Source organism: Sphaerotilus microaerophilus, assembly GCF_023734135.1.
Lineage (GTDB): Bacteria > Pseudomonadota > Gammaproteobacteria > Burkholderiales > Burkholderiaceae_C > Sphaerotilus > Sphaerotilus microaerophilus.
Genome location: NZ_AP025730.1, coordinates 3,701,031 through 3,725,136, shown reverse-complemented (window position 1 = coordinate 3,725,136; position 24,106 = coordinate 3,701,031). Strand labels below are relative to the sequence as shown.

General features: G+C 67.7%; 19 protein-coding genes. 14 read left to right on the top strand and 5 right to left on the bottom strand.

From position 1 onward, the window contains the following. Positions 1-20 precede the first annotated feature (20 nt). From NGK70_RS15925 to NGK70_RS15905, 5 genes are all read left to right on the top strand, one after another. On the top strand, positions 21-782 hold the full coding sequence (locus NGK70_RS15925) for an SDR family oxidoreductase (RefSeq protein WP_251969490.1): 762 nt from the start codon (positions 21-23) through the stop codon (positions 780-782). 2 nt (positions 783-784) lie between these two features. Beyond that, positions 785-1,873: a ferredoxin--NADP reductase gene (locus NGK70_RS15920; RefSeq protein WP_251969489.1), complete on the top strand. Its 1,089-nt coding sequence runs from the start codon at positions 785-787 to the stop codon at positions 1,871-1,873. An 82-nt stretch (positions 1,874-1,955) separates the two neighbouring features. Then, positions 1,956-3,545, top strand: a complete 1,590-nt coding sequence (locus NGK70_RS15915; RefSeq protein WP_251973802.1) for a FadD3 family acyl-CoA ligase — start codon at positions 1,956-1,958, stop codon at positions 3,543-3,545. Positions 3,546-3,602: 57 nt separating this feature from the next. After that, a complete protein-coding gene (locus tag NGK70_RS15910; RefSeq protein WP_251969488.1) occupies positions 3,603-4,352 on the top strand; it encodes an electron transfer flavoprotein subunit beta/FixA family protein in 750 nt (249 codons plus the stop codon). A gap of 2 nt (positions 4,353-4,354) precedes the next feature. Further along, entirely contained in the window at positions 4,355-5,287 is a 933-nt protein-coding gene (locus tag NGK70_RS15905; RefSeq protein ID WP_251969487.1) for an electron transfer flavoprotein subunit alpha/FixB family protein, read from the top strand. 507 nt (positions 5,288-5,794) lie between these two features. Here the strand turns inward: NGK70_RS15905 and radC are convergent. Continuing rightward, entirely contained in the window at positions 5,795-6,394 is a 600-nt protein-coding gene (gene radC / locus NGK70_RS15900) for a RadC family protein (protein WP_251969486.1), read from the bottom strand. A gap of 226 nt (positions 6,395-6,620) precedes the next feature. Here radC and NGK70_RS15895 point away from each other — a divergent pair, with 226 nt between their 5' ends. Then, on the top strand, positions 6,621-6,863 hold the full coding sequence (locus tag NGK70_RS15895; protein ID WP_251969485.1) for a hypothetical protein: 243 nt from the start codon (positions 6,621-6,623) through the stop codon (positions 6,861-6,863). 90 nt (positions 6,864-6,953) lie between these two features. Here NGK70_RS15895 and NGK70_RS15890 read toward each other — a convergent pair whose 3' ends face one another. The 3 genes from NGK70_RS15890 to NGK70_RS15880 all read right to left on the bottom strand — a co-directional run bounded on the left by NGK70_RS15890 (position 6,954) and on the right by NGK70_RS15880 (position 8,702). Next, positions 6,954-7,457 carry a hypothetical protein gene (locus tag NGK70_RS15890; protein ID WP_251969484.1) on the bottom strand — a complete coding sequence of 168 codons (504 nt, stop codon included), beginning with the start codon at positions 7,455-7,457 and terminating at the stop codon, positions 6,954-6,956. Positions 7,458-7,643: 186 nt separating this feature from the next. After that, positions 7,644-7,901 carry a hypothetical protein gene (locus NGK70_RS15885; RefSeq protein ID WP_251969483.1) on the bottom strand — a complete coding sequence of 86 codons (258 nt, stop codon included), beginning with the start codon at positions 7,899-7,901 and terminating at the stop codon, positions 7,644-7,646. A 495-nt stretch (positions 7,902-8,396) separates the two neighbouring features. Then, entirely contained in the window at positions 8,397-8,702 is a 306-nt protein-coding gene (locus NGK70_RS15880) for a hypothetical protein (protein ID WP_251969482.1), read from the bottom strand. A gap of 62 nt (positions 8,703-8,764) precedes the next feature. On the opposite strand from NGK70_RS15880, the gene NGK70_RS15875 reads away from it, so the two are divergent. Both NGK70_RS15875 and NGK70_RS15870 read left to right on the top strand, forming a co-directional pair. After that, entirely contained in the window at positions 8,765-10,447 is a 1,683-nt protein-coding gene (locus tag NGK70_RS15875; protein WP_251969481.1) for a toll/interleukin-1 receptor domain-containing protein, read from the top strand. A gap of 224 nt (positions 10,448-10,671) precedes the next feature. After that, complete coding sequence (locus tag NGK70_RS15870; RefSeq protein ID WP_251969480.1) at positions 10,672-11,697, top strand: formylglycine-generating enzyme family protein; 1,026 nt, start codon at positions 10,672-10,674, stop codon at positions 11,695-11,697. Between the two features lie 258 nt (positions 11,698-11,955). On the opposite strand, the gene NGK70_RS15865 is transcribed toward NGK70_RS15870, so the two are convergent. Beyond that, entirely contained in the window at positions 11,956-14,901 is a 2,946-nt protein-coding gene (locus NGK70_RS15865) for an SUMF1/EgtB/PvdO family nonheme iron enzyme (protein WP_251969479.1), read from the bottom strand. A 130-nt stretch (positions 14,902-15,031) separates the two neighbouring features. Here NGK70_RS15865 and NGK70_RS15860 point away from each other — a divergent pair, with 130 nt between their 5' ends. The 6 genes from NGK70_RS15860 to NGK70_RS15835 all read left to right on the top strand — a co-directional run bounded on the left by NGK70_RS15860 (position 15,032) and on the right by NGK70_RS15835 (position 24,103). Continuing rightward, entirely contained in the window at positions 15,032-15,523 is a 492-nt protein-coding gene (locus tag NGK70_RS15860) for a hypothetical protein (protein ID WP_251969307.1), read from the top strand. A 189-nt stretch (positions 15,524-15,712) separates the two neighbouring features. After that, complete coding sequence (locus NGK70_RS15855; protein ID WP_251969478.1) at positions 15,713-18,148, top strand: type I restriction-modification system subunit M; 2,436 nt, start codon at positions 15,713-15,715, stop codon at positions 18,146-18,148. Further along, the gene (locus NGK70_RS15850) at positions 18,148-19,377 is read left to right on the top strand and encodes a restriction endonuclease subunit S (RefSeq protein ID WP_251969477.1); all 1,230 of its coding nucleotides are present in this window, start codon (positions 18,148-18,150) and stop codon (positions 19,375-19,377) included. The genes NGK70_RS15855 and NGK70_RS15850 overlap by 1 nt, the downstream gene beginning before the upstream one ends. Before the next feature lie 40 nt (positions 19,378-19,417). Continuing rightward, on the top strand, positions 19,418-20,866 hold the full coding sequence (locus NGK70_RS15845; RefSeq protein ID WP_251969476.1) for a Fic family protein: 1,449 nt from the start codon (positions 19,418-19,420) through the stop codon (positions 20,864-20,866). A 105-nt stretch (positions 20,867-20,971) separates the two neighbouring features. Beyond that, positions 20,972-23,350 carry a hypothetical protein gene (locus NGK70_RS15840; protein ID WP_251969475.1) on the top strand — a complete coding sequence of 793 codons (2,379 nt, stop codon included), beginning with the start codon at positions 20,972-20,974 and terminating at the stop codon, positions 23,348-23,350. Positions 23,351-23,353: 3 nt separating this feature from the next. Beyond that, positions 23,354-24,103, top strand: coding sequence for an OmpA/MotB family protein (locus NGK70_RS15835; protein WP_251969474.1), 750 nt, complete (start codon positions 23,354-23,356; stop codon positions 24,101-24,103). Positions 24,104-24,106 lie beyond the last annotated feature (3 nt).

The window sequence follows — 24,106 nt, the reverse complement described above, 5'->3', positions numbered from 1 at the left end:
AATTGGAGCAAGGACAAGCGATGGGTCGGGTACAGGATAAGGTCGCGCTGGTCACCGGCGGTGCCAGCGGCGTGGGCATGGCGTCGGTGCGACTGCTGCATGCCGAAGGCGCGCGGGTGGCGATCAGCGACCTCAACGAGGCCGCCGGCCAGCGGCTGGTAGCCGAGCTGGGTGAGCGCGCGATGTTCCTGCGCCACGACGTGAGCAGCGAGGCCGACTGGGCCGCCGCCATGGACGCGGTGCAGCAGCGCTTCGGCGCGCTGAACGTGCTGGTCAACAACGCCGGCATCCTGCTGCCGGGTTCGATCGAGACCGGCTCCCTCGCCGATTTCCGCCGGCTGATGGAGGTGAACGCAGATTCTGTGTTTCTCGGCTGCCAGCAGGGCGTGGCCGCCATGAAGGCCGGGGGCGGCTCCATCGTCAACATGGCGTCGGTGTCGTCCTGGCTGCCGGTCGAGAACTACGCCGGCTACGGGGCCACCAAGGCGGCCGTCTCGGCGCTGACCCGTGCCACTGCGCTGCTGTGCCGCAGGAAAGGCTACCGCATCCGCGCCAACTCGATCCACCCGGACGGCATCTACACACCGATGATGCAGGCCTCGCTGCCGCCCGGCGTGACGCGCGAGATGGTGCTGCACGACCCCGAGCGCAACCGGGGCGGTCGCGCCTACCCGCCCGAGCACATTGCGCAGCTGGTGCTCTTCCTGGCCTCGGACGAGTCCGGTGTGATCAGTGGCAGCGAGCTGCACGCCGACAACGCCATCCTCGGGACGGGGCTCTGAACATGGCCGATGCTGCCGCCACCCCAGCCCAGCCGTCGCGCTGGCACTCGCTGCGCGTGCGCGCGGTGGTGGACGAGACGCACGATGCGAAGTCGCTCGTCTTTGACATGCCCGCGCAATCCGCAGAACCCGGCACCGTATGGCGATACCGCCCCGGCCAGTTCCTGACCCTGCGGCTGCCGGTGGAAGGGCGCCACCTGCCGCGCTGCTACTCGATGTCCAGTGCTCCAGGTGTGGACGATGCGCTGCGGGTGACGGTCAAGCGCGTGAACGGCGGACGCGGCTCCAACTGGATCTGCGACCGGCTCAAGGCCGGCGACCAGGTCGAGGTGCTGCCGCCGGCCGGGGTGTTCACGCCGACCACGCTGGAGGGCGACTTCCTGCTGCTGGCGGGTGGCAGCGGCATCACGCCGGTGTTCTCCATCCTGCGCTCGGCCCTGGCGCAGGGCCACGGGCGCATCGTGCTGCTCTACGCCAACCGCGACGAGCGCTCGGTGATCTTCCGCCAGGAGCTCAAGGCGCTGGCTGCTGCGCACCCGGCGCGGCTGCTGGTGATCCATTGGCTGGATTCGGTGCAGGGCGTGCCCTCGGTGGCCGAACTGGCCGAGCTGGCGCGCTGGCAGCGGGGGGCCCAGGCCTTCATCTGCGGCCCCGGCCCGTTCATGGACACCGCGGTGGCCGCGCTGCAGGCCATCGAGATCCCGCCCGAGCGCATCCACGTCGAACGTTTCGTCTCGCTGCCCGACGAGCCGACCGGGGCCGAAGCCCCCATGGTTGCCACTGCGACGGCGCCGGCTGCCGCCCCGGCCGTCGACGAAGCGCAGGTCGAGCTGCGCTTGGACGGACAGGTGCATCACCTGCGCTGCTCTGGCAGCGAGACGCTGCTGGAGGCCGCGCTGCGCGCCGGCATCGCAGCGCCCCATTCCTGTCAGGCGGGCCTCTGCGCGGCCTGCATGTGCCAGGTGCAGGAGGGCAGCGTGCACCTGCGCCACAACGAGGCGCTGGACAAGAAGGACCTGGCCAAGGCCTGGACCCTGGCCTGCCAGGCCGTACCGACCAGCGAGCGGCTGCGCATCAAGTTCCCGGAGTGAATGCATGAATCCTGTTTCCGCGTCGGCGTTCCCGCCGACGAATGCCGTCCTGCCTGCCGCATCGGCCGATGCACCGACCCACATGACTGCGGACACCCTGCCGGCACTGATCCGTCAGGCCGCGGCAAGCCATCCCGAGCGGCCGGCGATCGTCGACGGCGACGAGGTGGTCAGCTACGCCGAGATGCTGCGGCGCAGCCAGACGGTGGCCCGCGCGCTGATTGCGCTGGGGGTGGCCGCGGGCGACCGCGTGGCGGTCTGGGCGCCCAACGGGCATGAGTGGATCGAGGCCGCCTGCGGCATCCACGCCGCCGGCGCGGTGCTGGTGCCGCTGAATACCCGCATGAAGGGTGGCGAGGCGGCGGACATCCTGGCGCGCAGCGGCGCGGTGCTGCTGTTCTGTATCGGCGACTTCCTCGGCCAGCACTACCCGGCGCTGCTGGCGGGCCTGCGCCCGCCCACGCTGCGGCACGTGGTGAGCTGGGGTGGTTTTGATGCCGCGGCCGGTGAGCCCACTGACCTGGCCTGGGCCGCCTTCCTGGCGCGGGCCAACGGCGTGTCGGCCAGCGAGGTTCGAGCGCGCGAGCAGGCTCTGGGCCCCAACAGCACGGCCGACCTGATGTTCACCTCCGGAACCACCGGCCGGCCCAAGGGCGTGATGGCCGCACACGGACCCACGCTGCGGGCCTTCGTGACCTGGGCGCAGGTGGTGGGGCTGAACGAGGGTGACCACTACCTGATCGTCAACCCCTTCTTCCACAGTTTCGGCTACAAGGCCGGCTGGGTGGCGGCCTTCATCCGTGGCGCTACGGTCTACCCGGAACAGGTGTTCGACGCCGAGCGGGTGCTCGCACGCATCGAGCGTGACCGCATCTCCTTCCTGCCCGGGCCGCCCACGCTGTTCTTGAGCATGCTGGCGCATCCGCGGCTGAAGGACTTCGACCTGTCCTCGCTGCGTGCCTCGGTCACTGGCGCGGCCAGCGTGCCCCCGGTGCTGATCCGCCGCATGCGCGAGGAACTCGGCATCGCCAGCGTCACCACCGCCTACGGCCTGACGGAGTGCGGCGGTTGTGCCACCGTGTGCGACCCGACCGACAGCGCGGAAACCGTCGCCAGCACCTGCGGCCGGGCGCTGCCTGGCACCGAGGTGCGTTGCGCCGACCCGCAGGGCCAGTCCCTGCCACCGGGCGAAGCCGGCGAGGTGCTGCTGCGCGGCTACCACGTGATGCAGGGCTATTTCCAGGACGATGTGGCAACGCGCGAGGCGATCGATGCAGACGGCTGGCTGCACACCGGCGACGTGGGTGTGCTCGACGAACGAGGCTACCTGCGCATCACCGACCGCCTCAAGGATCTCTACATCGTGGGTGGCTTCAACGTCTACCCGGCCGAGGTCGAGCGTCTGCTCAGCCCGCACCCGGCGATCGCCCAGGTGGCGGTGATCGGCCTGCCCGACGAGCGCATGGGCGAGGTCGGCTGTGCCTGCGTGGTGTTGCGAGCCGGAGCATCGCTGGATGAACCCAGCCTGGTGGCCTGGGCGCGCGAGCACATGGCCAACTACAAGGTGCCGCGCCGAGTCTGCTTCTTCGACAGCCTGCCTGTGAACGCGTCGAACAAGGTGCTCAAGGCCGACTTGCGCCAATGGGTCACCGCGAACATGCCGGCCGGCTGACGAGTCGTTCGGCCGGGAACTCCGATTCTTTCGAACCATTCGAGAAGGTTGTCTCTCATGAAAGCTATCGTCCCCGTCAAGCGGGTCCTCGACTACAACGTCAAGGCCCGGGTCAAGCCCGACGGCACGGGCGTCGACCTGGTCAACGTCAAGATGAGCATGAACCCCTTCGATGAGATCGCCGTGGAAGAGGCGGTGCGGTTGAAGGAGAAGGGCGTCGTCACGGAAGTGATCGCGGTGTCCTGCGGCGTCACGCAGTGCCAGGAGACCCTGCGCACCGCGATGGCGATCGGCGCTGACCGCGGCATCCTGGTCGAGTGTGCGGACGAATTGCAGCCCCTGGCCGTGGCCAAGCTGCTCAAGGCCCTGGTCGACAAGGAGCAGCCGGGCCTGGTGATCCTGGGCAAGCAAGCCATCGACGACGACTGCAACCAGACCGGCCAGATGCTGGCCGCGCTGGCTGGCCTGCCGCAGGCCACCTTCGCATCGAAGGTCGAGATTGCTGACGGCCGTGCCAAGGTTACCCGTGAAATCGACGGCGGCTTTGAGACCGTGAGCCTGAGCCTGCCGGCCATCGTCACCACCGACCTGCGCCTGAATGAGCCGCGTTACGTGACGCTGCCCAACATCATGAAGGCCAAGAAGAAGCCGCTGGAAACCGTCAAGCCCGCCGACCTGGGCGTGGACGTGGCCCCGCGGATCAAGACCCTCAAGGTCGCCGAGCCCGCCAAGCGCGGCGCTGGCGTCAAGGTGCCGGACGTTGCGACGCTGGTGAACAAGCTGAAGAACGAAGCCAAGGTGATCTGAGCATGAGCGTCCTCGTCATTGCCGAACACGACAACGCGTCGATCAAGGGAGCGACCCTGAACACCGTCACCGCCGCCGCTGCCTGCGGGGGCGAGGTGCACGTGCTGGTGGCTGGCCAGAATGCCGGCTCCGCTGCTGCGGCCGCCGCGCAGATCGCCGGGGTGGCCAAGGTGCTGCACGCCGACGGCGACAGCCTGGCCCACGGTCTGGCCGAGAACGTCGCCGCGCAGGTCGTCGCCATCGCCTCCGGCTACAGCCACATCTTCGTTCCGGCCACCGCCGGCGGCAAGAACGTTGCCCCGCGCGTGGCCGCGCTGCTCAATGTGGGCCAGATCAGCGAGATCATCAAGGTCGTCAGTTCGGATACCTTCGAGCGCCCGATCTACGCCGGCAACGCCATCGCCACGGTGCAGAGCGCCGACGCGATCAAGGTCGCCACGGTGCGAGCCACCGGCTTCGACGCCGCCCCCGCCTCCGGTGGCAGCGCCGCGGTCGAGTTGATCGCCGCGGTGGTCGACAGTGGCAAGAGCCAGCACCTGGGCAGCGAGATCGCCAAGCTGGACCGCCCGGAGCTGACCGCTGCAAAGATCATCGTCAGCGGTGGCCGCGCCATGGGTTCGAGCGAGAAGTTCAACGCGGTGCTGACCCCGCTGGCCGACAAGCTGGGTGCCGCCCTGGGTGCCAGCCGCGCCGCGGTGGACGCCGGCTACGCCCCCAACGACTGGCAGGTGGGCCAGACCGGCAAGATCGTTGCACCGCAGCTGTACGTGGCCTGCGGCATCTCGGGTGCCATCCAGCACCTGGCCGGCATGAAGGACAGCAAGGTGATCGTGGCGATCAACAAGGATCCAGAGGCCCCGATCTTCTCCGTGGCCGACTACGGCCTGGAGGCGGATCTGTTTCTGGCCGTGCCCGAGTGGGTCTCGGCACAATAACTGACGGTTGGCGTAGCTTGCCAATCGACTTGCCACCGCAGATCAGGCGTGCCGCGAGGCCGGCAGGGCGGTTGGGCATGCGGGCTGCCATGGTGAGACAACCGCTCTGATGCGACTGACGATGTCGAGTGGCACTTCGCATCGCAACCGGGCAAACGGAGCATCCAGAGCATGGGACCGGTACCAGGCGCTGACCGCTCAGACGTAGCGATCCACAGACAATACCGAGAGATTTTTTTCCGAGCGGATCCAGCCTAGCCCGGATCTTTCACGCGCCACCTGCTGGCCGGGCTGCGGGGGCTGACTTGGTGTGTTACGGCGCCGACTGAGGCGCGCTGAAGGCGATTGCTGCTGTGTGCATTGCTGTTGGGATGAGCGCAGGCGCAATGGTCCTTTCCCCGGCTCGAAACGGTGAGGGTGCGGTGGAAGGGCAAGGTCCGAATCTCGCAAGACGCCGTGTTGGTCTGTCAGGACCAGCGCACGGCGCACCCGCGAGACGCGTCACGGTCAAACCATCCCCCTTTCCGCAAACGACACGATGGCATCGCACCCCACCACGAAGTGATCCAGCAACCGCACATCCACCAGCGCCAGCGCGGTCTTGAGCGACTGCGTCAGGTACTCGTCGGCCCGGCTGGGTTCGGCCTGACCGCTGGGGTGGTTGTGCGCCACGATCAGCGCGGCAGCGTTGTGCCTCAGCGCCTCCTTGACCAGCTCGCGCGGGTAGACCGACGTCTGCGTCAAGGTGCCCCTGAACAGCTCCTGGGCAACCAACAGGCGGTGGTGGGTGTCCAGGAACAGCGCGAGAAACACCTCGTGCTCCAGCCCCGCGCAGCGCAGCCGCAGCCATTCACGCAGGGTGCTCGGTGAATCCAGCACCGGCCCGCGGTGCATTTGCGCTGCCAGGTCCCGCAAGAGCAGTTCCCGGGCGATGCTCAACCGTTGCCTGAGCAGTTGATCTCGGTCGGCTTGCTTCAGTCTCCATCGCGGTGGAAGGCCGTCCCGGACAATCGGCGCGGTGCCGACATCCCCATCGATTCCTGTCGCAGCGGTCGGTGACAACAACGCCGCCACCAGGGCGTCGCGGCTGATCTGTTCGAAGTTCATTTTGTGCTCCAAAGGTTCATGTCTGCAAACCTGAGAGCACCGGCCCCAGGGGCCAGGCCCCGAGGCTGCAAGGTGGGTGGAAGAAAAGGACAGGTTGGCCCTGTCGGGTGAGACTCCAGGCCGACTGGCCTGTCATACCAAGTCAACTGGAAATATTCCGTCCGCGCCGGCCGAGGAACTGGCCCGCGTAAGCCGGCTCAGCACCATCATCGGAGGACCTTCACCCTTGACGAGCCAGAACATGCTGCGCCTGGGATCCTCCATCCGACTCACGCGCCCGGAGATCGCGCGCTTCACGGAGATCACCGGCTTCGAGCCGGAGGACGTGCGCACCACTGGCGATCTGAAGGCCTACGTCTCGCGCTGCAAGGCCTACTACTGGGGCACCTCGCGCGACACCCAGTTCCTGCACTGGCTGATCGACCGGGAGTGGTCCAACTGCATTTCTCAGCGACCCCTGTCCTCCTGAAGTTCTGGCTGGAAAGGATTCCAGCCGACCGCTGGCGCTGCGGGTTGCGCAGACGCCAGGCGATCGCCGGAAACCTCGGGAGGCTGCCGATCAGGCCGCCTCGCGATCACCAGGGGCCACAACCCCAGGATGCCTGCCAGGGCGGGACGGGGCGGCCGGGCCACCTTCCTGCTCGAAGCCCGCTCGTGCCGCCGCGTAACCCGGCTGGCGGGCCAGGCGGCGCGCCTGCGGGCTGGCTGGCTCTGCCTTGGGGGGCGGCAGACTGGCCAGCAGCAGTTCGCGGCCGTTGGCCAGGAACTGCACCAGTGCCAGAACCGGCTCCAGAAGCACCGTGCGCAGCGAACTGCGCAGCCAGAGCCCCGCCCGCTTGTGGCGGGCCTGGCGCTCCTTGTGCCGGCGCTGGGCCGCCTTGCAGCGCAGGTACAGACCCAGATGCTGGCGCTTCATCAACGCGTCGACCTCCAGCTGGGCCATGACATCCGCCGCCATGGCGGGGTCACGACCGACGCGCTGATAGAAGCCGACCCAGACGCGCTCTTCCTCCTTGCGCAGGGCCGAGCGCGGGGGGCGTGGGGGAACACTCTCAAGGGGCATGCAACGCTCCTGTGGGGGAGGGCGCCTCTGCACCATGGCAGACCGCTTCTCCCGTGGCTGGGGCCGTCGTCGATTCGACGGAACGCAGGTGAACCCCACCCGAAGGCGAGGTCCACACCATTGACCGAGGCGTTGCCGCCCAGGCCGAAGTACCGCACCCGACCCTGCCGGATCGGGGCGGGACCATCAGGTGCCGAACGCCTGGGGCGCCGGCACCACCGCGATCGCCCGTTCGCGCCAGGGCGGGCGGACGAAGGGGTGCAGTCGCCAGAGCCGTCGACCACTGGGCCAGCTGCGAGGCCACATACGAGCCGGCGAAACCGACGGGCGAGCCGTCAGCAGCGCGGCCAGGGGACGCTCGGTCCGCTGGACTGGTAACGGCAGCCCGCTGCCGCCCAGCAGAACGCACAGCGCCATCGGCGCAGGCACGGGATGAAGGGACATGGTGTTCTCCTCGGAGGAGCGGGAACACCAGGGCTCCGCAGGGAACTCGAGGTTCCCCGCCAGGGAAGAAGAGGGCAGGCAGCGCCAGCCCTCAGGGACCGGGCACCGCGGCGACACCGGTGCCTCGAAGGCTGCGCACCCAGCGCAACCCCATCAAGGCAGGTGACGACTGCGACGCCAGCGGAGCTGGACTCCAGGCCGGTGAGACCGACCCAAAGGCTTGGCAGGCACGATGCCCGCAGAAAGCCTCTCCAGTATGCGCAGCGTGTCTGCGGGGGCAATGCCGCACAGCGTTTGACGACGGATTGCCACCCTCAAGCCCCGGACAAGTCGCCGGCCTGAACAGGACGACGGCCCCATGAACTGCGTTGATCAACCCGGACCACAACCCATCCGACCCCTGGTTTGGCTGTCCGGTATGGAAGCAGCGCTTCAGTCCAGAGGGCGGGCCTCTTCCGTCCGTTGGGGTTGCAGCGCCCCGGCCAGTCTCCGGATTCACGCCCCCACGTCGGCTGGCGCGAGATTGTCGAGGAGGTGGCCGGCAAACAAGTCTCGCCCCACATGCTCGCCCAGTGATCGGTAGGCCTCGAACTGGGTTTCGCTGAAGAGCTGTTGTGCGGTGCTCTCGTGCGGGAAGTCGGGGTGCTCGCGCCGATGGTTGCGCAGGAACTCCGATTCGTTGCCGGTCATCGACAGCTTCACGTAGAGCAGCAGGCCGATCACGGCCTCACCGGGGTAGTGGATCTGCGCCAGCCAGGCCACCTTCTGGTCCGGGTCCGTCGTTGGGGCGGTGGATGACATCGTGCAGGCTTCTCCCGAACTGAATCATCCGCGAGAATCTCCCGCAAACCGAAGGGAAGAGCATGGGAGAGCCGCAGCGGCCCGACGTCTTCATCAGCTACCACCGCGCCATCCACCTGGCGCAGGCGGACCTGTTGCACCAGGCCTTGCTCGCCCGGGGGCTGACCGTCTTCAAGGATGACGCCTCGCTTCGCGCCAGCGACCACTGGCTGGATGCGCTGGGCGAGGCACTGCAGGGCTGCCGGCGCTTCGTCGTGCTGCTCGGCCCGCGCGGGCTGGGGCGCTGGGTGGGCGCGGAAACCTCCACCGTGTTGAACCGCCACTTCGGCGCGCAGGAGGCGCAGGAGCGCCCGCAGATCGTGCCGGTGCTGCTGCCCGGCGCGCCGGACCTGGCGACGCTGCCCTTCCTCGGCCTGCTGCAGGGGGTGAGGTGGGAGGAGGAGGAGGCGCCGCCCGACGCGCTGGTCGAGGCACTGACCCGCCCGCTGGCCGGCGTGGGCGCTGTGGCCGACGACGGCCCGCCGGCCGAGGCGCTGCTGCCGCCCGACGTCTGCCCCTGGGTGGGGTTGGCATCGTTCCAGAAGGAGCAGGCCCGGCGCTTCTTCGGCCGCGAGCGGGAGGTGCTGGCCGCGCTGAACCTGCTGGGCCGCACGCCGGACATTCCGTCCATCGCGCTGCTCGAAGGCAAGGGCGCGCCCGCCCAGGCGCTGGCTGGCAGCAGCACGCCGTACCGCCGTTGGCTGCACATCGTCGGCGGCAGCGGCTCGGGCAAGTCCTCGCTGATGCGCGCCGGCCTGTTGCCGCTGGCCGAGCAGGGGGCCCTTTCCGCCCGCACCGGGCTGGACGACTGGGCCGTCACCGCGCCGATGCTGCCCGGCAACGACCCGCTGGTGTCGCTGGCCGAGGTGCTGGCGCCTGCCTTGAAGGAGAAGTCGCTCGACCTGCTGGAGAAGCTGCGCCACGGCCCGCCCGAAACCCTGCGCCTGTGGCTGCGCGACGCCCTCGGCCAGCGCCCCATCGGCGTGCTGCTGGTGATCGACCAGTTCGAGGAGCTGTTCACCCTCAGCAGCGCCAGCGCCCGCGCCCGGCTGGATCTGCTGCTCACCGAGGCACTCACCGCCCCGGCCAGCCCGCTGCACCTGGTCAGCACCTGCCGCAGCGACTACCAGCACCGCATCGCCGAAGACCTGCCGCGCCTGGCCGGCCTGCTCAACACGCTGACCAGCCCCTTCACCCTCACGCCGATGGGCCGGGCAGGGCTGGCCCAGGCCATCACGGCCCCCGCCCGCCTGGGCCGGCTGACCGTGCAGCCGGAGCTGCTGCAGGCCCTGCTGGACGACGCGGAAGACGACCCCGCCGCCGCGCTGCCGCTGCTGCAGCACGCGATGGAAACCCTCTGGCTGCGCCGCCCGCGGGGTGCGCCCGCTGCGCCCGGCGTGCTGACGCTGGCGGAGTACGACGCCCTCGGCCGCCTGGGCGGCCTTCTGGCCAGCGAGGCCGACCGCCTGCTGGCGGGCCTGGGCGATGCCCGCAGCCCGATGCGGCGCGGCGCGCTGGAGCTGCTCTCGGCGCTGGCGCACTTTCACCCGGAAGGCCGGCACACCCGCCAGTCCCTCACCTGGCTGCAGGCCTGCCGGCAGGCCGGGCAGGGCTTCCAGGCCGCCGACCTGGCCCGCGGCCAGCAGCTGCTGGGCGCCCTCTCGGGCCAGCGCAGCCGGGCGGCCGACACCGCCGCGTCGACCTGATCCACGAAGCCCTGCTGCGCAGCCGCCCGCCCGGCCCGGCCGGCGGCCCGCCACAACCCTACTGGCCCCGCCTGGTCGAGTACCTGGCGGCACACAAGGACCGCGACCTGCTGCGGCAGAACCTGCGGCAGGAGGCGCAGGCCTGGCCGACCACGGGCGCCGCCGACCGGCTCCTGAACGGCCCCGATCGCAGGCTGCTGCACCGGTATGACGCGGTGCGCTTCATGGCCAGCGAGGCGGAGCTGGCCTACCTGAAAAGCGCGCGGCGCCCGGCGCTGGCTCGTGTGGCAGGGCTGTGGACGGTTGCGCTCTTGTTGGCGGGGCTTCTTGTGCAGTACCCGATCCGCCATGCGACAGCGGAGTGGCTTGCGACCGACGAAGCCCAGGACATCGTGATGACGCTCCGTTGGGGCTGGCGCTCCCCACCGATTCCACGCACGGTGGACATCCCCCTGGGAGAGTTCGACTATGGCTGCAAACCCGGCCGGGACGACAAGGAAGCGATCAAGTGCCGTCCCGGCGAGACCTGGCGTCGTGTCGATCTGCGCCAGATGTCCGAGCCTTGCACCGCCTTCGGCCAGTTCGAGGTGACGCTCGCTGAGTACGACTACGCCGTCTGGCAACGCCGTCGAACTCTGTCGAAGGGAGTGGTGAAGCCCAGCTACCCCGAGTTGGCGCCAGACGTAAGCGATTGGAATTGGCGAACCGGCGATATCCCGGTCGTCAATGTGAGTCATGACGATGCAACGGCCTACACCGAATGGCTGGGAGAATTGACGGGCCGAACTTGGCGGCTGCCGACCGAAGAGGAATGGGAGTACGTCGCCCGTGCTCCCGGTCGCCCCGGCAGCCAGGAAGCCGCCTTCTGGTGGGGGCCCGAACTCCCGAAGGAGCGGCCCGGCCGGCCACCTCGGGCGAACTGTGTTGGGTGTGATTCCCGATTCGCTCACCGCATTGCACCGGCAGGCAGTTACGCCCCCAATCCATTTGGGCTTCACGACACCGCGGGCAGTGTTTGGGAATGGACGTTGTCCGCCTACATGAGCGACAAGTTGCCTGCAGATCCGAAGGCGGCGGACCCGGACCGCAGTTATGTACTGCGAGGCGGTTCCTGGGGCAGCTACCCGAAAGAACTGCGGGTGTCGGTTGGCGCCGACTTCCACCCCGACGATTGGACTAACAATGTCGGTTTTCGGGTTTGTCGCGTATCCCCGCCTGAATCGCAGCCCGCGGGCGCCGCTGGCCGCTGAACGCTAGAAGGCTGTTCACTGACCGCGCCGCGCAGCGGCGGGCGCGTATTTCCAGTCGCCGGCAGAGCCCTTCGGGTGGCACCTCGGAGGCAGGATGAAGGGCGCCAGCACATGGGCACGCAGCCCACCGTGCCGGTCGGCCTTCCGGGTGTGGATCGAGCCCCGCACACTGGTGTCGAACTCGGCGAAGGGGATGCGGCCGCTGCACAGGGCGTCGTAGCTTTATCCGAGGTGACGGATGGCGTGACGCAACGCGAGTCAGCGACCAGAGGCACGCGATTCGGATGGGGATGTTCGACACACCCGGAAACCGAGGCCGTTGTGCCGGCCAAGGGGCGAGTGCAAGTCACGAGCCAATGTGCTCATTCTCACTGGCGAGGAGTTCCAACAGCCTCCGCGGTGCACACGTGCGGCAAGCGACAATCGAATACCATCCGATTCAAGCTTCGGACTGTACGTATCGGAGCACCATTCACTGACGTTCCCCAACATATCGAGCAAACCGCCCTCTTGCGTGGCGCTTTGTGGATACAGACCAACAGCACAGGTTCTCAGGAGGGAGGTTCCCGCGCCTATTGAGTTGCGCTCTTCGTAGTTGATCGATTCGATGATGTAGACCCCAGAGTTTGGGAAAGGCAATCCGCGACGACCTCTCGCAGCGCGCTCCCACTGGTGCTCAGTTGGCAACGAAATTACTTGGCTGAGCGGAAGGCGGCCAGATCTGTGAAGATGCTCTGTGAGCCAGCGGCAGAATGCTACCGCCTCGAACCAATTGACGTTCTCACGTGGGCAGTTTGCCTCAGGCCATGTGGCTGGTCTAAGGGAGGGTTTCAGTTGGTCATGCACATCAGACCACCACCGAGGTGCCGCATATCCGTCAGGTGAATCAACGAACGCTTGGAACTGTCGGTTGGTAACGAGATGGCGCGAAAGCGCAAAGGGCGGTAGTCCAGGATGCTTGGTACCTTGGTACGTGAACGATAGGCAGTCGTCAAATTCGACCCAGTCGATGTCCGGGAGGCCGTCAGAACCCAGGCCTACGCCGCGGCGGTCATCCAGGTCGAGCAGGCCCAGCCAACGGCCGATGGCAGCGCGCGCAGCCGGGGCCGGTTCTGCCACCACGTCGGTCAGCCGGGGGCGCCACTGCGCTGCCGTCTGGCTCAGAAGATCCGGCGGCAAAGCAGGGCGATCGATGTGCAGCCAGACATCCGCAGCCAGGCCTGGATGGTCCAGCGCCAGCCAGCGGATCAACGCCAGCTGCGCGGGGACGTCGCCTTCGCAGGCCTCGGCGGCGATCTCGGCCACCACCTCCCAGCCGCTGCGCTGCCACCAGCGGCTCTGGGGCCAGAAGTCGCTGGCCGGCCGACTGCCTGTCTTCGCAGCGTCCAGCAACACGTCGGCGGCCAGGGACTCCTGCAGCAGCTGGTGAGTGAAGCGCAGGCTGTCGCCCACGCGTTGCAGCACGCTGGCGTCGATTGAGAAGTCGATCAGCGTCGCGGATAGTGACGAGGGGCAGTCGGCGAGCGCCAGCGCGGTTTGTGTGCTGTCGCCCCCGCCTGGCCGCCCGTCCGCGCGCTGCAGTGCCTCTGCCAGGGCCACCAAGGCCGCCCGCCAAGCGCCGAAATCCGGGGTCTGCTCGTGCCGCCGATCCCGTGCTTCGAGCTCACGCTGGTGCAGCACCCTGATGAAGCCAGCGAAGAGTTGCGCCCGGTTCGGCGGGATGGCCGGGAGGCGCATCATGATTTCGAGCAGGTAAGGGTTGCCGGCTAGGCGCAGGAGGCCGCGGGTGGAGCGTGCTTCGCGCCATCGTCGTTCCTGCTCGCCGGAGGTCTTGGTGATCACGGTCGGGTCCGACTTGGGCACCGCATCGGCGGTCCAGAACAGGTCAAACGTGGCACCCGCTTCTTCCCAGGTGCGCCAGAACTCTCGCAAAGTCTCACCACCGGCGATGCGCCAGAAGCAGGCTTCGGCGAGTGGCTCGGCTTCTGCCGGATCGAGCCCGACAGCCAGCGCGGCGCGGATGAACCGGTGGATCTGCGGCGGGGTCAAGGGCTGCAGGGTCAGGCGGTCGAAGGGGAGTTGCAGGTCCGCCTCGAAGTCCCGCGCCCTGCAGCTCAGCAGCACCGCGGCAAAGCGGTCGTCCTCCGCCATTCGGCGGATCTGCTGGGCCTTGTCGCGGCGCTGCCCGGGGGGAATCTCGTTGGCGGCATCGAGCAGGAGCACCGCCCGGCCAGCATCGCGCAGGCGCAGGAAGTCACGGCCCAGGTCGCCGAGTTGGCTCTCGATGAAGGCCTGGAGCGGCTCGTCGCGGGTCCACAGGCCCAGTCGCACCAGCAGGGGCAGGGGCGCCGCGGGGTTGCGCAGTGCGGCGCGCGCGGTTTCGCAGGCAATGCGTTCCAGCGAAAAGGTCTTGCCCGCGCCCGGCTCGCCCAGCACCACCGCACGCTTGACCGGCCGGCGGGGCAGATCGCGGTAGGCTGCGAGCACGTCGTCATAGGGCTTCGTGGCCGCCTCCTGAGCCGGCGCGCCGGGCCGGATGTTCACGCCAAAGGCCTCAAACAGCAGGCTGGTGGGCATGCGCAGGCCCTTCAGGGCCCGCTCGGCGCCGGGCGCCCGGCTCTCCCGCGCGGCGATTTCGATGTAGCGGGCCTCGCGGTCCGACAGGTCACCGTGCAGCAGGTCCTGCAGCCAGCTCAGTTCACGCTGGCGAGCGGCGTCGATGGGTTGGGGGTCCGCTGATCGGCTGGCCTGGGGCTGGAGCGCTGCGATCTGTTCGGCGAGGTGGGCCCAGGCCCGTGGCGCCTCCTCGACCCGGCGGACTTCGACCGGCTGCTTCTCGATCAGGGCAAGGGGCGGCGCCACGTCGGCGGTGCGAAGCACCAGCACGGGGGTGGTGAGCCGGTCGGCGTAAAGGATTTCACGCTGCTGCCAGCGGCAGCGGTCGCTCGCCGCATCGAGCACACAGACGACCACATCGGCCCGGTCCAGCGCGCGGCGGATCCGCTCGTACCAATTGGCGTCACCTTGGTCGATGTCGGTTTCGTCCCGCCAGGCCTCGGCGTGGCGGGCGTCCAGCTCGGCCTGCAGGCGCTCGGCCCAGCTGTGCGCCGAGCCACCCCGCGGATAACTGATGAACACCCGCACATCCAGCAGGTCCCCATTCGTGCCTCCGCCTCCGCCTCCGCCGCCCGTGTCCGTTGTCATCTCCGCTTCCCTTGCCGCTTTGGCGGGATTCTCGCGGATCCGGCAGCCTTCCGGCCAGACGGCAGCGGCCGCACCGGCGCACCTCTTGGCGCCACAATGCCGGCGACGAAGCTCACCAGAGGACCAGACCATGAAATGGCGCGAGCTGCTCGATCAGTGGAGCCTGTCGAGCCTGAAGATCAATGTCGGCGTGCTCAATGCCGAGTTCAAGCCCAGTGATCAGGACAAGGAAGCCGCCTGGGCGCTGTACATCGAGCTGGTCACGCGCATCACCACGCAGCCGCTGCCCCGCGACGACGGGGACGAGCAGGCGGCGCTGGATTCGGTGTACCGGCTGTTCGGGCTGACGCGGGAGATCCTGAAGGCCCCCGGTGGCCGGCACGCCCGGGAGTTCGCCAAGATCGCCATCGTGGTGTTGAACCAGAAGGTGCGGCCCTTCACCGCCCGCTGGCACCGGCTGGCGCTGGGCGGGGCGTTTCAGGAGCCGGCGCAGCGGCTGGTCTTCCGCGGCGAGCTGGAGGCGCTGCAGGAGGTGCTGCTGCACTACACCCGGCTGCTGGGCAGCATGGCCGGTGTGGAGGGGGAGGACGACCTGACGCGCATCGAGGACGTGGCGGCGTAGCGGCTGGCTCGCTGCCCGCGGGGCATCGGGCCGCGGGTGGTGTTCACGGCAGGATGTCTCATGTCGCCCGCGGCGCCGCCCAGCCGGGACGGTGCAGCCCGCCGGTAACATGCCTGCAACGGCGCAGCGCAGCGCGATCCAGGGAGGTTCGCGGCCCGGCGCCGACCCTCCCGCTGCAGTGCTGCCGACATGCCCCTCAAGAAATCCGACCTCTATTCCTCTCTCTGGGCCTCCTGCGATGAACTGCGTGGCGGCATGGATGCCAGCCAGTACAAGGACTACGTCCTGTTCATGCTGTTCATCAAGTACATCAGCGACAAGTACGCGGACTCGGACGACTTCGCGCCGCCGGTGGTCATTCCGGCCGGGGCCGGCTTTGCGGACATGGTGGCGCTCAAGGGCCGCAGCGACATCGGTGACCGCATCAACACCCAGATCATCCAGCCGCTGATCGACGCCAATGCCCGGCTGGCGCGCAGCGACTTTCCGGACTTCAACGACCCGAACAAGCTCGGCCAGGGCAAGGAGATGGTCGACCGGCTGACCAACCTGGTGGGCATCTTCCAGAAGCCGGAGCTGGACTTCTCGGACCACCGCGCCGAGCACGACGACATCCTCGGTGACGCCTACGAGTACCTGATGCGCCACTTCGCCACCGAGAGTGGCAAGAGCAAGGGCCAGTTCTACACCCCGGCCGAAGTGAGCCGGGTGATCGCCAAGGTGCTGGGCATTTCGCCGGACAACACCCGTGCCTCCACCACCGCGTATGACCCGACCTGCGGCTCCGGCTCGCTGTTGCTGAAGGTGGCGGCCGAGGCGGGCCGGCACATCACGCTGGAAGGGCAGGAGAAGGACGTGACCACCGCCGGCCTGGCACGGATGAACATGATCCTGCACGACTTCCCGACGGCCAACGTGCTGGGTGGCAGCAGCACGCTGGCCAACCCCAAGTTCAAGGACGGTGAGCAGCTGCGCAGCTACGACTACGTGGTGGCCAACCCGCCGTTTTCCGACAAGTCCTGGGGCGCCGGCCTGACGCCCGAGGCCGACCCCTACCAGCGCTTCGCCTGGGGCGTGCCGCCCACCAAGCAGGGCGACTACGCCTACCTGCTGCACATCATCCGCAGCATGAAGGGCAGCGGCAAGGCCGCCTGCATCCTGCCGCACGGGGTGCTGTTCCGCGGCAATGCGGAGGCGGTGATCCGCCGGCAGCTGGTGCGCTCGGGCATCCTGAAAGGCATCATCGGCCTGCCTGCCAACCTGTTCTACGGCACTGGCATCCCTGCCTGCATCCTGGTGCTGGACAAGGAGAACGCCGCCGCCCGGCGCGGCATCTTCATGATCGATGCGTCCAAGGGCTGCCTGAAGGACGGCAACAAGAACCGCCTGCGCGAGCAGGACATCCACCGCATCGTCGACACCTTCACCCGCCAGATCGACACGCCGCGTTATGCGCGCCTGGTCGGCGTGGACGAGATTGCGGACGCGAAGAACGACTACAACCTCAACCTGCCGCGCTACATCGACAGCAGCGAAAGCGAGGACCTGCACGACATCGAGGCCCACCTGCGCGGCGGCATCCCGGAGCGGGACCTGGACGCGGCCGACAGCAAGCTCGCCCCCTATTGGCGCGTGATGCCCGGCCTGCGCGCCGCGCTGTTCGAGTCCGCCGGCCGGCCCGGTTATGCCCAGCTGCGCCTGCCGCTGGCGCAGGTGAAGCCCGCCATCCTGGGCCATGCCGAGTTCGTCGCCTTCCGCCAGGGCGCCAGCCAGCGCCTGGCCGACTGGCAGGCCGCCGTGATGCCGGTGCTGAGCGGCTACGGCGTCGGGGCGCACCCCAAGGCGCTGATCGCGGAGCTGTCCGAAAGCCTGCTGGCCGCCTTCCGCCCGGTGCCGTTGCTGGACGCCTACGACGTCTACCAGCACCTGATGAACTTCTGGGCCGCCACGATGCAGGACGACGCCTACCTGATCGCCGCCGACGGCTGGGTGGCGCGGCCGCGCCGCCTCGTCGAGACGGACAAAAAGGGCCGCAGCAAGGACCGCGGCTGGGCCTGCGACCTGCTGCCCAAGCCGCTGATCGTGGCGCGTTACCTGGCAGCAGAGCAGGCCGCGCTGGAGGCCCTGCAGGCCGACCTGGAAGCCGCCCAGGCCGCGCTGGCCGAGCTGGAGGAGGAGCACAGCGGGGACGACGCGGTGTTCTCCGGCTACGACAGCATCACCGCCGCGGCCGTGAAGGACCGCATCAAGGAAATCGGCCGTGATCCCGAAGGTGCCGCAGAACTCGCCATCCTCAAGCAATGGCTCGCCCAGACGGAGCGCATCGCTGCGCTGAAAAAGCAGACCCGGGAAGCCGACGCCGCGCTGGATGCGGCCGCGTTGGCGCGTTGTGACACGCTGACCGAGGCGGATGTGCGGGCGCTGGTGGTGGGTGACAAATGGATGGGGCGGATTGCGGCGGATGTGGGGGCGGAGCTGGATCGGGTTTCGCAGTCGCTGACCGGGCGCGTTCGGGAGTTGGCGGAGCGCTATGCCTCGCCGATGGCGCAACTCTCAGATGAGGTGGCGACACTCACTGCTCGGGTAGAAAAACATCTCGCGCAAATGGGGTCCTCGTGGAAGTAATGTCCGACCTCAAGCACTTAGACAAAGGCGCGATTCCCGATAATTGGGAGGTTGTGGCTTTGGCTGATATCACAGACCCGCAGCGACCAATTTCCTATGGAATCGTTCAGACTGGTCCACGAGTCGTCAACGGTGTTAAATGTCTTCGAGTGGTTGACATTGATGGCGGTCAGATTAATAAGTCCGATCTCATAACGACTTCTCAAGAAATTAGCGAATCATATCGACGAACCATACTCCGATCAGGAGATTTGGTCATGCCGCTACGTGGTAAGGTCGGAGATGTTGGCATCGTCGACGACGAACTAGAAGGCGCAAATCTTACCAGAGGTGTGGCACTTATTGCGGTGAAGTCCGGCTGGTCGCCCGAATTCATCCGTCAGGCAATTTCTTCTAGGGAAACTCGGCGTCAACTTGAGAATTCAATGAACGGGTCCGCTCTGCAAGAGATCCCGATAGCTACCCTGCGCTCTTTCAGAATTCTCGCGCCCAAAGGCATCTCCGAGCAGCGCGCCATCGCCGCCGCCCTCTCCGACATCGACGCCCTCCTGTCCGGCCTGGATCGCCTCATCGCCAAGAAGCGCGACCTCAAGCAGGCCGCGCAGCAGCTGTTGACGGGGAAGACGCGGTTGCCGGGGTTTGAGGGGGAGTGGGAGGTGAGGCGGCTGGGGGATATTGCAGGAATTCAGCGTGGCGCATCACCTAGACCAATTGACAGTCCAGTTTGGTTCGATGATGGATCCGCCATCGGCTGGGTCCGCATATCAGATATCACGGGAGCTGGAAAGTTTCTTCTAGAAACTAGCCAAAGACTTTCTCCTCTTGGCGTGAAGCATAGCAGGTTTGTTCCTGCCGGGAGCCTGATCATGAGTATCTGTGCGACAGTTGGTCGGCCGGTCATTACAAAGATTGACGTCTGCATTCATGACGGATTTGTCGTGATGGATGACCTTGATGCTGAGCAACTCTTTATCTACTACGTGCTCAAGTGGGTAGAGCCAGATTGGTCAAGGCATGGGCAAACTGGGTCCCAGATGAATCTGAATACGGGGCTTATCAAAGACCTGCTACTCAAACTTCCATCGCGTGGTGAGCAAAACGCAATAGCGAATGTCCTATCCGACATGGACGCCGAATTGGTAGCCCTGGAAGCCCGTCGCGAGAAAACCCGGGCGCTCAAGCAGGGAATGATGCAAGAGCTGCTGACGGGGCGCACGCGGTTGGTGTGAGGGCGGAGTAGACGCGACATCCGAGCACAGGAGCGGGGTCATGACCGAAACGGAACTGCTGGAAATACTGGCCCGCGGCGAGGACAGCCGGCACCAGTTCAAGCGCGACGAAACCAACGCCGACAGCGTGGCGGCCGAACTGGCGGCGCTGGCCAACAGCGGCGGGGGCCAGCTGATGCTGGGCGTGGCCGACGATGGCAGCGTCACCGGGCTGGACGCCGCGGCGGTGCGGCGCCTCAACCAGCTGCTCAGCAACGCCGCCAGCCAGCACCTGCGCCCGCCGGTGCACCCGCTGACCGAAAACGTGCAGACCGCCCGCGGCCTGGTGATGGTGGTGAGCGTGCCCGACGGCCTCGCCAAGCCCTACGTGGACCACCAGGGCCGCATCTGGGTCAAGCAGGGCGCGGACAAGCGCCATGTGACCGCGCGGGAGGAAATGCAGCGCATGTTCCAGCGCTCGGGCCTGGTCTACGCCGATGGCGTGCCGGTGGCCGGCAGTTCACCGGCGGACATCGACGAGAAGGCCTTCACCGCCTACTTCCAGCGCCGCTTCGGCCAGCGCCCTGAGTACGCCGGCCAAGGCCTGGAGCAGCTGCTGCAGAACCTGGGTCTGAGCGACGGCGGCGAGCTGAACCTGGCAGGGCTGCTGCTGTTCGGCCAGCGCCCGCAGCGCCTGCGCCCGGCCCTGGTGGTCAAGGCGGTGTGCTTCCCCGGCACGGCGCTGACCGACACCCGCTACCTGGACAGCGAGGACATCGACGGCACGCTGCCCGAGCAGTACCAGCGCAGCTTTGCCTTCATCCGCCGAAACCTGCGGCATGTGCAGGGCGACCGCGGCTTCAACACCCTCGGCCAGCTGGAGATCCCGGAGCAGGCGCTGGAGGAGCTGCTGGTCAATGCGCTGATCCACCGCGACCACTTCACCAGCGCATCGATCCGCCTGATGGTCTTCGCCGACCGCCTGGAGATCATCAGCCCCGGCCACCTGCCCGACAGCCTGAGCACCGAGGCCATTCGCCGCGGCGCCACCAACCGCCGCAATCCCACGCTCACCGAACACGCGGTGCACCTGCTGCCCTACCGCGGCCTGGGCACCGGCATCCCACGCGCGCTGCGCGACTGGCCCGCCATCGATCTGATCGACGAGGTGGCGGCCAACCAGTTCCGCGTGGTTGTGCGCCGGCCGGCGGCCGGGGAGGGCGCCCAGCAGGTCACCCCGCAAGTCACCCAGCAAGTCACCCAGCAAGTCGGCACGTTGGTTCGGGCCTTCAGCGGCGAACACTCCCGACAGGAGCTGATGGACGCATTGGGGCTGCGTGACCGCAACCACTTCGGCCAGGCCTTCCTGCTCCCGGCCATCGACCGCGGCCTGGTCGAGATGACGCTTCCGGACAAGCCGAACAGTCGATTGCAACGCTATCGGCTGACACCGGCGGGGCGGGCTTGGCAGCAGGCGGCGGCACAGGGCCTGCCCAACGACCAGACATGACCCGCACCCGCGCACCCGGAGCCTCCTGAGGCGGTCGGAAACGACAACGTCTTTGAACGCAGCGCCAGCGGCGCAGACAGCAATCAAGAAGAATGGGAGAGTGATTTGGACACCAACGACAAGGGCTTCCTGGCCTCGCTGGAACGATTCTTCGTGGTCACGTGGGCCGAAGACCCGAAGATCCTCTACATCGCAGGGGCCATCCTTGGGATCGCCCTACTCCTGGGGCTGTTCTGGTACTACCGCCCTCTGTGCCAGCTGAAGCAGGAGCTGCGCAAGCTCGCGGGCGAACTGAAGAAGGTGAAATCGCTGGAGGTCCAACAGGTCAGCCTCTCGGCGACGGGCACCTTGGGAACCTTTCCGGGCCTGCAAGAGGTCTGGCGCGAGACGGCCGCACGCGTGGTCTGGTTGTCCACGCAGCACGGCCCGCGGGCGGTCTTCATGGGTTCACCTCGCGATTTGTGGACGCCACCGCGTCTGTTGATGGGCCGGTTGAACCTGAACATGGCCGAGGCGGTACCGAACCTGCTGGTGGGCATCGGCCTGTTGTTCACCTTCCTGTTCCTGACCCTGGCGCTGGCTGGCGCCACGGCCGCCCTCGCCGGTCAGGGTGGCGGCCAGACGCTGCTGGAGGCGACCCGCGAGCTGCTGCGCACGGCGGGAGGCAAGTTCGTCACCTCGCTGGCCGGATTGGCGGCCTCCGTGGCATGGACGATCGCGGCCAAGTGGCAGATGGCCAGGCTGGAGCGGTGTTGCGACGACGTTCTGAACGAGCTGGACCGCCTGGCACCCTTTACCGGCAGCGAGAGGGCGGTGACCGCACAGTTCAGCCTCTTCGGTGCGATGCAGGAGAAGCTGACGGCACAGCACGCCAATGGCCTGGCCGCCACCGAGGTGCTCAACGAGCAGAAGAAGCTGACCGAGGAGCTACTGGGCACCGCCCAGGAGTTGCACGCGGTGACAGAAGAGCAGACGGCTTCGTTCAAGCGCTTTTCCACCGACCTGGCTGTGTCGATGGGCACGGCGATCGACAGCGCGCTGGCGCCACGCTTCGAGGCGATGACGCAGCAGCTGGTGCGTGCGCTGGACACGCTCACCGAGCGCATCGGCACCATCAACCAGGAGAGTCTGGACCGCATGGCCCATGAGCACGCCCGGCGGCTGGCCGAGGCGACCCGGGAGGAGATGGCGGAATTCAAGGGCGCGCTGGTGGGCCTGGCCAGCCAGCTGGCCCATGCGGGTTCGAGCTTGCACAGCGGCGCGGGCGAGGCGGCGCGCCAGATCGAGGACGCCGGCAATGAGCTGGTGACGCGCATGGGGGAATCCGGCGCCAACTTCAGCGCAGACTTGGCTGCGGCCGCCCGGGCGATGCTGGACGCCGCTGCGGCCAGCTCCGGCCAGCTCGACAACGCCGGTCAACGCATTGCCCAAGGTGCCGAAGCAGCCGGCGCGCAGTTGGTGACGGCGATGCAGGGGGCCGCGGACACGCTGCGCGAACGCATCGACGGAGCCGCAATGCGCCTGCAGACGGCCGGCGAGCAGGCGGCCACAAGCATCGACAGCGCCAGCGCCTCGATGAGCCGCCATGGCGAAGCCCTGGCGACCACGATGGAGGCCAAGGTGGCGCAATGCGCGCAGACCCTGGAGCAGGCGGGCGTGCAGGTCGACAAGGCCATGTCCGGCGTGATGCAGCGCCTGGGCGAGGCGGCGCAGCAGGCCAGCGCCCAGTGGGCCAGCGGTGTGACCGGCGCAGTGGACCTGCTGACGCAGGGCGCGCAGACGGCTGCCGGGGTGCTGGGCGGCTCGACGGCGCAGGCGGCTGCGGCCTTCGACACCTCGGCGGCGCGATTGGCCGAGCACGCGGCGAACTTCGGCGAGGTGATGAGCGCGAAGCTGGACGCAGTGGCCACATCGACGGCTGCGATGAGCCGTGAGGTGCTGTCCATCGCCGAGGCGGCGCACCGGCTGGCCACGCAGGGCGAGGAAAGTGCCGCCCGCTTCCAAGAGGGGCTGGCCCGTGCCGGCGTGGTGGTCCAGGCAATGGGGCAGACCGCGTCGACCTGGGAACCGTTGGTCGCCAGCCTGCATGGCGCGGCCAATGACGTGCGCAGCTCGACCGCCTCGATAGCCGAGTTGGGCAAGGCGATGACGGCGGTGAACACCGACCTGACGGCTCGCGCCCCTCAGGCGCTGGCGGCCATAGCGCAGGTCACCGAGCTGCTGGCGCGCACCGCCCGCGAGACCCGCGACGCCACCGAAAGCAGCCGGCGCGCCATGGACGACACCTCCAAGACACTGCACAAGACAGTGGCCGAGATGCGCGAGGGCGTCGGCGCCTACTCAGGCCAGGTGGCGGCGCTGCACCAACAGCTGGATGCGGCACTGTCCAAGGCGATCAGTGGCATCAATGGCTCGATCCACAACATGAGCGGCGCGATCGAGGCGCTGAACGATTCGTTTGGCCAGCTGCCGCAGCGGGGGTGAGCCATGTGGATCACGCCCAGACGCTCAACCCCGCCCGCGGCCACGGCGTCGGAGTCGGAAAGCAACTACCTGGCTTCGGCCTCTGACCTGATGATCGGGCTGCTCTTCGTCTTCATCATCCTCGTAGTGGTGCTGGCATTGGAGCAGCGGCGCCAAGAGGCGGTGTTCAATCAAACCAAGGACCCACGCGGCGAGGTGGTCACCGAGCTGGGTGGCGCGTTGGCGCCTGCGTTGGGCGGTGACATTCGCATCGACCCGGCCACCGGCGTGATCTCGCTGCCCGAGTCGCTGCTGTTCAACATTGGCAAGGCCACGCTCGAACCCAAGGGGGTGGAAGCTCTGCGACAGGCGGCTTCCGCACTTCAGGCGGTGCTGCCCTGCTTCGTCGCCAACCAGAAGGCGGGCCATGCCGAGTGCATCCAGAACCCGGCCGGCCACCAGATCGACACCATCTTCATCGAAGGCCACACCGACAGCCGGCCGATGAGCACCCCTGGGTACACGAACACCAACCTGTCGCTGGACCGGGCCCAGGCGGTGCACAAGGTGCTGGTGACCGAGACGCCACTGAGCCGATACCGCAATAAGCAGAACCAGCCAATGTTCTCCTTCAGCGCCTATGCCGACAGCCGGCCGATCGCAGGGACAGATCCCACCGACAGCCGCAACCGCCGCGTCGATCTGCGCATCGTGATGACGTACCGCCCGATCGGCGAGCTGATGGACGCCGTCAACCGGTCGGCCGGGAAGTAGCAC